The following is a 12,258-nucleotide window of genomic DNA, read 5'->3' as shown; positions in this document are numbered from 1 at the left end:
CTAATCCTTTATCCTTAATCCCTAATCTCCATTCCCTCCGGTATGAACATGCTTATGTCCTTGCCGTATTGCAGCAGTTCGCGCACGGTGGTGGAACTGACGCAGGTAAGTTCTGGCTCGGTGAAGAGCAGGATGGTTTCTATGCCGGTCAGTTTGCGGTTGATGTCGGCAATGGTTTCCTCGTATTCGAAATCCTTCACGGTGCGTATGCCGCGTATTATCAGACTGGCATCTACCTGCCGGGCAAAGTCGATAGTCAGGCAGTCATAGGACTGCACAATGATGCGCGGCTCGTTCCGGTAGTAGTCTCGTATCATTTGTTCGCGCTTTTCCAAGGGGAAATACGTATTCTTATTTTCATTGATGCCGATGCCTATGACGATTTCGTCTATAAAAGTCAGTGCACGGCTCACTACCGAAGAGTGTCCGATAGTAAACGGGTCGAATGTTCCCGGAAAGATAGCTCTTCTCATGATGCCAAATCTTCTTCTATAACCAAGTTGTTGATAATAAAGTTTTGTCGTTCCATGGTATTCTTACCCATGTAGAATTCCAGCAGCTCTTTTACGAGGTCTGTCTTGCGCAGGGACACTTGTTCCAGACGCATATCCTTGCCGATAAAATGCTTGAACTCGTCGGGCGAGATTTCTCCCAGACCTTTGAATCGGGTGATTTCGGGGTTGGGACCCAGTTCTTCAATGGCTTTCACACGTTCCTCCTCTGTATAGCAATAACTTGTCTTCTTTTTGTTGCGCACGCGGAAGAGAGGGGTTTGCAGGATATATACATGCCCTTTCTTTATCAGGTCGGGGAAGAACTGCAGGAAGAAGGTGATGATGAGCAGGCGGATGTGCATGCCGTCCACATCGGCATCGGTAGCTACGATGACTTTGTTGTAGCGCAGTGTCTCTATGCCGTCTTCTATATTCAAGGCTGCTTGAAGCAAGTTGAATTCTTCGTTTTCATAAACTACTTTCTTGGTGAGTCCGTAGGAATTTAGCGGTTTACCACGCAGGCTGAATACTGCTTGGGTATTCACGTCGCGGCTCTTGGTGATGGAACCGCTGGCAGAGTCTCCCTCGGTAATGAAGATGCAGGATTCGGTTTCCTGGTCTTTGCCTTTACCGTCACTCAAGTGGTAGCGGCAGTCGCGCAGCTTGCGGTTGTGCAGGTTGGCTTTCTTGGCGCGTTCGCGTGCCAGCTTGGTGACGCCGGCAATGGCTTTGCGCTCTTTCTCGGAGTCTTGTATCTTTTGCAGCATCACTTCGGCCACAAGCGGGTTCTTGTGGAGGTAGTTGTCCACTTCCGTCTTGATGAAGTCTCCTACGTATTTGTTCACCGTGGGGCCGGCGGGCTTGTGTTCCTGCGGCGCGGCAGGCCACATGTTGTTGCTGCCCAGTTTCGTTTTGGTCTGGCTCTCGAACATGGGTTCCTCCACGTCGATGGCAATGGCGGCTACCAGTCCGTTGCGGATGTCGGCATATTCCTGGTTCTTGTTGTAGAACTCCTTGATGGTACGGGCAATGTGTTCCTTCAAGGCAGTCTGGTGTGTGCCGCCTTGGGTGGTGTGTTGCCCGTTGACAAAGGAGTAGTACTCTTCGCCGTATTGGTTGGTGTGTGTGAAGGCAATCTCGATGTCCTCTCCTTTCAGGTGGATGATGTCGTAAAGGCCTTCGCTGGTCATGTTGTCTTTCAGCAAGTCCTCCAGCCCGTGGCGGGAAACGATGCGCTGGCCGTTGTAAATGAAGGTGAGGCCCGTATTCAGGTAGGTGTAGTTGCGCAGCAGGGTTTCTACGAACTGGTTCTGGAAGGAATAGTTCAGGAAGAGTGTGGCGTCCGGTTCGAAGAAGATATAGGTTCCGCTTTCTTCTGTCGAGTCTTCGGTCACATCACTCAACAGCGTTCCTTTCTCGAAGATGGCGGTACGTACTTTGCCGTCGCGGTAACTGCGTACCTCGAAACGGCTACTCAGCGCATTGACCGCCTTGATGCCCACGCCGTTCAGTCCGACACTTTTCTTGAAAGCCTTCGAGTCATATTTACCCCCGGTATTCAGTTTGCTGACCGCCTCTACCAGTTTGCCTTGCGGAATGCCTCGTCCATAGTCGCGTACGCTGACACGCAGACTGTCTTCTATAGTCACTTCTATACGCTTTCCGGCACCCATCTTGAACTCGTCGATGCTGTTGTCCATCACTTCTTTCAGCAACACATAGATGCCGTCATCGTTCTGTGAGCCGTCGCCCAGACGGCCTATGTACATACCGGAACGGACACGGATATGTTCCATGTCGTCGAGGTGGCGGATGTTGTCGTCGGTATATTCCACGCTGGAAACGGGGCTCTCTGTGATATTGTTGTCTGCTTCTTCCAGCGGCAGGGTCATATTGTTGTTATCTTCCATAAGTACGTTATTCCTTCATATTGCGCATTGCGACAAAGGTAATGAGAAATTCGGGGGTTCGCAAAAAAATAATGTCTTTTATGGACTTCTGACAAGCTTATATTCTGGATTTAGAACTTATTTTATTCCTTTCACAAAGCATCTTCTCCGTTTATGCTGTTCCGTCTTGAAGTACTCCCACTGCGCTTGCACCTTGCCGTTCAGCTCCAGCTCCGGATTACTCTCGGCATACTCGAAACCAAGTTGCTGATAGACGGGGATAAGGTCGGAGAACAACAATGCATTTACCCCCTTGTTCTGATACTCCGGTTTCACGGCAACCAGCAGCAAATCGAGCATCTTGGGATATTTCTTCAAGAAGATGGTCTTGGCCAGGTGATACCAACCCATAGGAAGCAGGCGCCCGTGGGCTTTTTGCAACGCTTCGGCGAGTGACGGCATGGAAATGCCTACGGCAAGCAGCTGGTCATCGGCATCGGTAATCAATGTCACCATGCGTAGGTCGAGGATGGGCAGGTACATCTTGACGTATTGGTCAATCTGCCGTTGGCTCAGTGCAGAATAGCCATAGAGTGGCTGATAGGCTTCGTTCATCAGTTCGAAGATGGCCTGACCGTAGTCTTGGGCAATCTTCTTGGCAGATGTGTATTTCTTTACCTTGAGGTTATACTTGCGCTGGATGAGGTCGGAGATGCGCTTGTGCTTGTCGGGTATGGCGTCGGGAATGTAGATTTTGTATTCCACCCAATCGGCATCCTTCTCAAAGCCCATGCGTTCCAGATGTTGCGGATAGTAGGGATAGTTATAAATGGTGGCCATGGTGCTGAGCTGGTCGAATCCTTCGATGAGCATACCTTCGGCATCGAAATCTGTGAATCCCAGCGGGCCTTGTATATGTGTCATTCCCCGTTCTTTTCCCCATTCTTCCACGGTGCGAATCAGGGCATCGGAGACTTCCGCATCATCGATGAAGTCTATCCAGCCGAAGCGGACTTCCTTTTTGTTCCAGGTTTGGTTTGCCTTGTGGTTGATGATGGCAGCTACACGTCCTACGATTTTACCTTCCCGATAAGCCAGGAAATAGTCGGCTTCACAAAATTCGAATGCAGCGTTTTTCTTCTTGTTGAAGGTGTTGAGCATGTCATCGAAAAGGTCGGGGACGGAATAAGGGTTGTTTTTGTATAGCAGGTAGTTGAAACGGATAAAGCGCTCCAGTTCCCGTCTTGTGGTTACTTTCTTGATTGTAATTGCCATAGTTGTTCAATATTGAGACCACAAAGGTAATGCAAACTGAGAGCAGAACAAAATAAGCTTGCTTATTTTTTATGCCGAGGTACAGCTTGCCTTATTTAAAAATACGTGATAATCTTTAAAATACCGCGTAGGGTGTTTGTAAATTTGCTGTTAGAGGTTGTATATCAGTACCGCTGTGTAGGCAATGTAGCAGAGAATCAGAATGCTTCCTTCCACCCGGGTGATGATGCGTTTCCCGAAAAAGATACCGAACAGCCAAAGCAGGATGCTGGACCCTACGAGTACCCACAAATCGAAATTGGTGATGCCCGTCAGACGCAGTGGAGTGATGGAGGCCGAACAACCCAGTACGAAGAATATATTGAAGAGATTACTTCCGATGACGTTTCCGATGGCTATTTCGGGGTTTTTCTTCAAGGCGGCTACGATGGAGGTGGCGAGTTCGGGTAATGAAGTGCCGCCTGCTACGAGCGTGAGACCGATGATGGATTCGCTGACACCCAATCCGCGGGCTATGCCGCTGGCACCGTCTACAAAGAAATTACCTCCGATGATGAGGCCGGCAAGTCCGCCGAGAATGTATAGGGCGGACTTCCACGCGGGTAACAGCCTGATTTCGTCTTCTTCCTGTAAGTGCTCCTTTTCCGGTTCCTTCATACTTCCATCCCTTTTTGCAATGGCAAAAGTATAACTCAGGAAAATGGTAAAGAAGCATAGCAGCAATAGGCCGTCGGTGATGCTGAGTATGTTCTCCCCACTGCTGTCCAGTAAGACGTCGTTGGCACAAATCAGCAGGGCGAAGGATGAAAGGATGCAAAGGGGTATTTCGCGTTTCAGTGTGTTACGGGTAATGGCTATCGGGGCAAAAAGGGCCGTACAACCCACAATCATCAGGGTATTGAACGTATTGCTTCCCACCACATTGCCAATGGCAATGTCTGCACTGCCTTTGAGAGCAGAGGATATGCTGACGGTGAGTTCCGGTGCGGAAGTGCCGAAGGCAACAATGGTGAGCCCGATGACGATGGACGGTATGTGGAAACGTTTGGCAACGGATGCGGCACCATCTGTCAAACCATTGGCGCCCAAAAGAATGAGGAGCAGTCCTCCGACAAGAAACAATATATCCATAGGCATGTCAATTTTGAGTACAAAGATAATGCAAACCGGATACAGAACTTTCATGTTTGCATGAAAAAGTTATGTCGATTAGGGTAGGAAGTTAAAAACATTCCGTATGTTTGAAGCATTTATTGGGTATATTTGCATAATTAAAGAATCAAATCAAGAAGTTTATATATGAAGGTTATCCGTGCTTTCTTTCTTTGTTGGCTGTTGATGCTGGCGGACGGAGTGTCAGCTCAGTTGGTAGATAAAGTGCTCAGTGTTTTAGGTGAGGATAGTGTGGGGAGTGTCACAGTGGCAAGGACTGACTCCGATTCGATTCAGTTGTCGCTTGTCCGGCAGGAGTTGGAAACAGCCCGGCTGAATGAGGCGAACCTGCGGATGGAAATGGAGCAGATGAAGTTGGCGGGCTATGCGGCCGATTCGGTGAAGCTGGCATTGCAGAAACAACGCATTGATTCGTTGCGGACGGTGACACCGGGTATTCCGGTGGTGGTGGAGAAGGACACTTTGTTCTATCTGTATGCCAAGCGTGGAGGGCATACGCCCCAACAGCGAGCCAAAGATGTAAGCAACGTCATCGAAGCATTGGGCACGCGTTTCAATCTGCGTCCGGACTCTGTTTATTTAGAGAGTACGGATATTGTTACAGACTTGATGTATGGCGAAAAGGTCATCATTTCCTTTACCGATCAGGATGCTTTGTGGGAAAACTGTACCCGCGACCAGCTGGCCGCCAGCAAGAGGCATGTCGTGGTGGACAAACTGAAAGCCATGCAGAAGGAGCATAGCTTGTGGCAGTTGGGTAAGCGTATCTTGTACTTTATCCTGGTGCTTGTGGGACAGTTCTTCTTGTTCAAGTTTACCAACTGGCTGTTCAGAAAACTCAAACTACGCATTCAGAAGCTGAAGGATACCAAGCTGAAACCGATCTCTATTCAGGATTATGAATTGCTGGATACGCAGAAGCAGGTCAACCTGCTGGTGTTTGTTGCCAACCTGGTGCGTTATGTAGTCATGCTGTTGCAGTTGCTGCTGACGGTTCCGTTATTATTCTCCATTTTCCCTCAGACCAAGAGCTTGGCTTATACATTATTCTCCTACATCTGGAATCCTATAAAGGTCATCTTGAATGGAATAGCCGACTATATACCCAATCTGTTCACTATCTTTGTGATATGCTATGCGGTGAAGTATCTGGTCAGACTGGTGCGTTATCTTGCCAATGAGGTGCAGGCTGAACGGCTGAAGATAAACGGCTTCTATCCGGATTGGGCCATTCCTACCTATCATATTGTGCGCTTCTTGCTTTATGCGTTTATGATTGCCATGATTTACCCTTATCTGCCGGGTTCCAAGTCGGGAGTCTTCCAGGGAATCTCCGTGTTTGTCGGCTTGATTGTTTCGCTCGGTTCCAGTACGGTTATCGGCAATATCATTGCAGGACTGGTCATAACCTACATGCGGCCTTTCAAGCTGGGTGACCGCATCAAGCTGAACGATACTACGGGCAACATCATTGAGAAAACACCGCTCGTCACCCGCATCCGTACTCCGAAGAATGAGGTGGTGACCATTCCGAACTCTTTCATCATGTCTTCCCATACGGTCAATTACAGCCAGTCTGCCCGTGAGTATGGATTGATTATCCATTCGGAGGTCAGTATTGGCTACGATGTTCCGTGGCGGAAGACACATCAGCTGTTGATAGAGGCTGCATTGAATACTCCTGGAGTGATAGATGATCCCCGTCCGTTTGTATTGGAGACTTCCCTTCAGGATTATTATCCGGTTTATCAAGTGAATGCCTATATCAGGGATGCCAACAGCCTTAGCCAGATTTACTCTGATTTGCATCAGAATATCCAGGATGCCTTCAACGAAGCAGGCATCGAAATCATGTCTCCTCACTACATAGCTACGCGTGACGGCAGTGAGACGACCATACCCAAGGATGACTTACGGGAGAAAAAGCAGTAAGGGAGCCGGTTATCGTGCCAGTAAAATCTCTGCAAACGGTACGTAGAACATAAACATCCTCCATTCCTTTGTCTGGAAATCATAAGTTTCGATGAAGTCGCCTTCACGATAGCCTGCAAACTGCACGTAGAGTTTCCTTGTCTGCCCGTCCTTGGAGTAGTACATGGCAGCGGAGCGTACGGCGTTGGGGTAGGTGGCGAAAGGCTCTTTCAAGTTTCCGGCAGTAGTATCCCATAAGCAGAATTGCGTATCTCCACCATTGGCACGGGAAACGATATAGCCTCCTTTGCATTGCAGGCTGTTTGGGTTTTCGGGGGATGGTTCCATAATCCGGAAAGGTATCAAGGCTTCGGCTTTGATGGGGTCGTAGCAGTGCATCTTTTCTTTGGCGATGTCTATCACGACGGGCGAGAAGGTGTCGTCGCCGTTGTTGGCCGAGAGCAGCATGTGGACGTCGGCTATCACGCCCGGATAGCGTGAGAGGGATTCGGGCTTCAGTCCATCCGGTAATGGTATTTCGGGAGTATGTATCGGTGGCATATTCAACCGGGTATATACCGGATAAGAGATGCTACAGTAGGTGAGGAGCTTATCTCCGGCCATTTCCAGGGAAACAGTGTTGTTGAAGTCCGAGCAGATGGTAATTGCGTTACGTTCTACCGGGTTACACCAATAGTGCATGCAGAGGTCGTATCCGTCGATGAAACTACTGCCGTCTTTCTCCCGTATCCCGCAGAGGATGTTGGTGCCGGGGATGTTGGCGGCAAGGTGGAAATCTTCGTCGTCATGGAACTGGATTACTTCCGATATTTCTTGTGTTACCAGGTCGATACGGGTGATGCCGCGGGGAACGGTCGGTGTGTAAATGGCGTGGGAGTTGGTGATACCGTAGAGATATGGTTCTTCGGGGGATTGTCCGTCGGCTACCGAAATCTGGCCGAGAGGCTGAAGCTGTCCTGCCCGTTCCAGGAACATTTCTACCCGTGAGGCGGGCCAGTGTCCGGGGGCAAGGAAAGTAATGCTGTTGGTGGTTTGCTCCGTGGTAACGGCGCGTGTGTAGCGTGAATACCCTTCGGGAAAGAGAGGATTGTCGGCTATCGGCCAGTAGATGTCCAATATGATTTGGTCGCCGCTCTGCAAGCCGTCGGCTTTGACGGTCACGGCATCACCGGGATTGAAGGTCTTTCCGGCATCGGATATGGTGATATTGGTCACAAAAGCGGGTTGTTTCTCTTTGTCGTCATCACTGCAAGCGGCAAGTAGCAGGCTGATTAGTAGCAGGAAGTGTATCTTCTTCATCATAGTTATGTATTGACAAATGCAAATATAGGGCTTTTTCTTGTATTCCTGCGGATAGGCTTTGTTTTTGTCGTATGAGATGGAAAAATCCTCCTACGAAACATGGTCTTTTGCTTCGTGGGAGGAAAGTGGTTGTTCGGCAGGGCTTCGGGGGAATGCGCCTGCTTGCGTGCCGGCTTGGATTATTTGCTGCGCGTCACCGTGTGCAATACATTCCCTTTCTTGTCAATCATGCGCAGTTCCAGTGTCTTTTTGCTGGCCGATACAATGGAGAAACCCGGTTCGGGGCTGCAGAATACGGTCCCTTCGATGGGCTTCACCTTGCGGGCGAGCGAACCGGCAGAATTGGTGATATAGTCGATGTCGCTGCCTGCCACGCGTACGTGCTGGAAGTTGTGGATGTGCCCGCAGATGTACATATCCACCTTGTGCTTGCGCAGGATGGGATCGAGACGTGCCTGCATATCCGCGCGTTCGCTCTCGTCCTTCGGGGTTTCGGCATAGATGGGATGGTGTCCGGCAACGATAACCCAGTCCTCTTTGGCGGCAGTCAGTACGGAATCTATCCAGGAAAGTTGTTGCTGGTAATCCTGCTTGCAGGCATCGGGATAGGTCTCGCTGTCGTTGCGGTATTTGTCAATCATCGGGGCGGTGTCTACCCAAAGGATGCGGATGGTAGCGCCGTTGTCCTCGAACGTCTTGGTATAATAACGGGCGGGCATGGTCCAGCGGCGGCTGATATTACTGTAGTCGAGCACAGCCTGCGTATTGCCACGGTATTCGTGGTTGCCCAGCAGGGGGAACCAGTCTATCATCAGCTCCGGGTGGCTGTAAATAAGTTCGTAGTTGGTCATCCAAAGCGGGTCGTTCACGCTACGTACGCCTTCAAAGTGGTGTACATCGCCGGTGGCAAGAACGAATTCGGGGCCTACTTCTTCTGCCATTTGTCCCATCAGTTCGGCGATGGGCTTTTGGTCGTAGTAGCCGTTACGGCCGAGGTCGTTGGCTACGTAGAAGTTGAACTTCTTGTCGAAGATGGAGTAATCGGTGATTTGGGCAATGGCTGCGTTGCCGAGTAGGGCAATAAACAGTAAAAGGAATATTTTCTTCATTGTCATTATTAAATTGTTGAGTAGTTAATGTTGATAACTTGTTGAGATAGAATTCGCTGTTTAAAAATTAATCTTCACTCCCGCATTCACTTTCACGCCGTAGTATTCTGCCTGCATGGTACGGTCTTTTGTGCCCTGGTAGTAGCGTAGCGGCTGGTTCAGCAGGTTGTTGGCTTCGGCGTAGAAGGTAGTCTTGAACTTCTTTCCGAAGGTATAGCTGGCGTTTACGTCCATATAGTTCACCTTGTCGTAGTAGCGGTCGTAGAAGGTGCTTTCTCCCATTTCGTCGATGAAATCGGAAGCGAAGTTATAGCTCAGGCGCAGATTCAGACCGCCTTTTTCAAAGTATAGGGAAGCATTTGCGGTATGCTCCGGAGAGCCTGGCATGCTCAAGTCTTTCTCATTCTCGCGACCTTCGAAGTTGAAGTCTTCCACACGGGAGTGGGTGTAGGTGTACGTTCCGTAGAAACCTACACATTTCAGAGCGGGAGCAATGAAGCTGAAGTCGCGCTGGTAGGATAACTCTACCCCTACCAGGTTGGCGTTGCCCGCATTCTTGGGTTGGGTGAAGCGGGTGTAGGTGTTACCCTGGTATTCGTAGTTGGTGCTCACCTGGTCTACGATGAAGTCGTCTATCTTCTTGTAGAAGATGCCGGCACTTATCAGACCGATGCTGCGGAAGTAGTAGTCGGCACTCAAGTCGAAGTTGTAGGAGACGGTAGGTTTCAGCTCCGGGTTTCCGATGGTGATTTCGTTGTCGGAACGCTTGATGTTCACACTGGGCACGAGGGCCGAGTATTTGGGGCGTGACAAGGTTTGGGTAAACGAACCGCGCACTTTGAAGTCATCGTTTACATTCCACTTTACGAGCAGCGACGGCAGGAAGTTGATGTAGCTGTTGCGCTGACGGTCGGTCTTGCTGGTGAGGTCTTCGTCGGCATCGTAGGTGCGTCCCGTATAGGCAAGGTTGGTGTTCTCTATGCGAAGTCCGGTCATCAGTTCCACGTCTTTTGTCAGTTTTTGGTCGAAGCGGAGGTAGCCGGAAGTCACGGTTTCGCGGGCGTTGAAGTTTCCGGCAAGTTCTTCCTGCACCTGCTCTTTCTCAAAGAGGGAAGCGTTGTTCAAGTCTAAAGAGCCGGTGTATTCCTTGCTGGCGTAGATACCTGCCTGGTATTTGTTGTTGGGCATGAAGTTCTTGTTGGTCTGGTCCACTGTATTTGCCAGGCTGTTCGTCATGAAGGCATCCTCGTCCAGAGGAGAGTATTCGTAGAAGTCCACTTCTTTATCCTTGGTCTTGCGCACTACCTTTGCGCCGAACTTCAGCTTGTTGCCGTTCTTGAGGGGAAGTTTGAAGTTGGCGGAGAACTTCAGGTCCTGCTCCTTGATGTCTTCCTGCTGTTCCGTCAGCTCTTTCAGGCTGAATTCATCGTTCAATGTCATGGTAGAGCCTGTTTTGGGGCTGGCAAAGGGTTGGCGTTCGTCGCTCAGGTCCATGTCGAACTTCTGTTTCTTCAGTTGGAAGTCGATGTAGCGTTCGTTGGGACGTTCTTCGCTGGCTTTGGCATAGCTGGCGTGCCAGTCCATGGAGAGGGCGCCGAAGAGGTGTTCGCCGCCGAGGGCAAAGTCCATGGTGCGCTGGCGTTCCAGGCGGGCGTTACGGTTGTCCGGCGTACCGGCTTTGGTCTGTATGCGTACGGTGGCGTTGCCGTCGGGGTCAAGGTCTTTCAGCGTGGTACGGTAGCGGTTCTCCCAGTCGTTGCGGTTGTTGAAGATGCCTTTGAAGGTCAGTTTGTGGTTGGCATTGATGTCCCAGTCCAGTGCGGCGGAGTAGCTTTGGCGTTCGCGGGTGACGTAGTATTGGCGGATTTGGTAGTCGTTGACGTACGTCTTGCCGTTGTCATCCTGCTCCCATACAAATTCGGTGTCGTAGGAACCAGAAGGTGAGCTCTGATAGGAGGCCGATACAATCAAGCCGAGTTTGTCGTTGAAGAAGCGGTCGCCGTAGGTGAAGCCAAGGTTCAGTTGCGCCTTTTCGCTCACCCAGTTGTAGCCGGTTCCGGCGGTGGCGGCAATGGTACGCTTGTAGGGGGAGTTCTTGGTGACGAGGTTGATGCTGCCGCCGATGGCGTCGCCGTCCATATCGGCGGTTACTACCTTGTTCACTTCGATGGTCTGAATCATGTCTGCCGGAATGAGGTCGAGCTGTACGTTGCGCGTATCGCCTTCGGCAGAGGGAACGCGGTTGCCGTTGATGGTGACGGAGCTGAGGTCGGCACTCGTGCCCCGCACTTGCCCGAAGCGTGCCTCGCCTTGGTCGTACTGCACGTTGATGCCGGAGATGCGTTTAAGGGCGTCACCGATGTTGGAGTCGGGGAACTTGCCTACCTGGTCGGCAGAGACTACATTCGTAATCCCCATGTTGTTTTTCTGTGAGTTGATGGCACGGCGCTGTCCCTGGAAGGCGCCGCCTACCACCACTTCCTGCAACTCCACGCCTTCGTTCAGTACGACGTCTTTTTCCAGTGTACGGCCTGCGGGGATGGTGATTTTCAGTTCTACGGGAGAGTAGCCCACGTAGCTCACCTTTACTGTATAGGTTCCCGGGTCAAGGTTAGAGAAAGTGTAGAAGCCGTTGACGTCGCTCGTCACGCCAGTGTGTAGTTTCTCGATGTAGATGGATGCGCCCGGGAGAGTTTGTTTAGTGGCGTCGATGATGCGTCCACGTACAGTTCCTTGTTTCGTGACATTTGCTTTTTCGTCGGCAATGGCCGTATTGACGGTGGCGGTGAATAGGAGTAAGAATAAGAATGCTCTCAAAATCTGTTTCATACTTGTTATTATCTGTTAATAATCTGCCGCAAAAGTAGAGGGTTGCCGTTACGTGGAGATTGCGGAGCGTTGAAGAACAGATAACGATTCAGTTACAATGAGGTTACATAAATTCTTGGAGGTAGTACCCTTTCGGCGGTATCTCCCTTTGCCGTCATCTGGCAGACTGATGCTAAAGATGCACGAGATGTGCATCTCGGACTGTATGAGATGTACATATCGAGCAACATGAGATGTACATCTCGTGCAGGGGAA

The 12,258-nt window shown here is 50.4% G+C and carries 8 protein-coding genes; 1 reads left to right on the top strand and 7 read right to left on the bottom strand.

Annotated elements, in window-relative coordinates:
- Positions 1–14: 14 nt before the first annotated feature.
- The 4 genes from coaD to DWZ03_RS02375 all read right to left on the bottom strand — a co-directional run bounded on the left by coaD (position 15) and on the right by DWZ03_RS02375 (position 4,789).
- Positions 15–473, bottom strand: a complete 459-nt coding sequence (coaD, locus tag DWZ03_RS02390) for a pantetheine-phosphate adenylyltransferase (protein WP_005830918.1) — start codon at positions 471–473, stop codon at positions 15–17.
- Positions 470–2,404, bottom strand: coding sequence for a DNA topoisomerase IV subunit B (locus tag DWZ03_RS02385; RefSeq protein ID WP_005830915.1), 1,935 nt, complete (start codon positions 2,402–2,404; stop codon positions 470–472). The genes coaD and DWZ03_RS02385 overlap by 4 nt, the downstream gene beginning before the upstream one ends.
- Before the next feature lie 117 nt (positions 2,405–2,521).
- Complete coding sequence (locus DWZ03_RS02380) at positions 2,522–3,658, bottom strand: hypothetical protein (RefSeq protein WP_005830912.1); 1,137 nt, start codon at positions 3,656–3,658, stop codon at positions 2,522–2,524.
- 150 nt (positions 3,659–3,808) lie between these two features.
- The gene (locus DWZ03_RS02375; RefSeq protein WP_050756856.1) at positions 3,809–4,789 is read right to left on the bottom strand and encodes a calcium/sodium antiporter; all 981 of its coding nucleotides are present in this window, start codon (positions 4,787–4,789) and stop codon (positions 3,809–3,811) included.
- A 168-nt stretch (positions 4,790–4,957) separates the two neighbouring features.
- Here DWZ03_RS02375 and DWZ03_RS02370 point away from each other — a divergent pair, with 168 nt between their 5' ends.
- Entirely contained in the window at positions 4,958–6,763 is a 1,806-nt protein-coding gene (locus tag DWZ03_RS02370) for a mechanosensitive ion channel family protein (RefSeq protein ID WP_120128649.1), read from the top strand.
- A 9-nt stretch (positions 6,764–6,772) separates the two neighbouring features.
- Here DWZ03_RS02370 and DWZ03_RS02365 read toward each other — a convergent pair whose 3' ends face one another.
- The 3 genes from DWZ03_RS02365 to DWZ03_RS02355 all read right to left on the bottom strand — a co-directional run bounded on the left by DWZ03_RS02365 (position 6,773) and on the right by DWZ03_RS02355 (position 12,003).
- Positions 6,773–8,065 (bottom strand): WD40-like domain containing protein, encoded by a 1,293-nt coding sequence (locus tag DWZ03_RS02365; protein WP_005830909.1) that lies wholly within the window; start codon positions 8,063–8,065, stop codon positions 6,773–6,775.
- A gap of 179 nt (positions 8,066–8,244) precedes the next feature.
- Entirely contained in the window at positions 8,245–9,174 is a 930-nt protein-coding gene (locus DWZ03_RS02360; protein ID WP_162612934.1) for a metallophosphoesterase, read from the bottom strand.
- Positions 9,175–9,234: 60 nt separating this feature from the next.
- Positions 9,235–12,003: a TonB-dependent receptor gene (locus DWZ03_RS02355; protein ID WP_117749253.1), complete on the bottom strand. Its 2,769-nt coding sequence runs from the start codon at positions 12,001–12,003 to the stop codon at positions 9,235–9,237.
- Positions 12,004–12,258: the final 255 nt, after the last annotated feature.

This window comes from Bacteroides sp. AF29-11 (genome assembly GCF_003602895.1).
GTDB lineage: Bacteria > Bacteroidota > Bacteroidia > Bacteroidales > Bacteroidaceae > Bacteroides > Bacteroides uniformis.
This window is presented reverse-complemented; position numbering and strand designations above follow the sequence as displayed.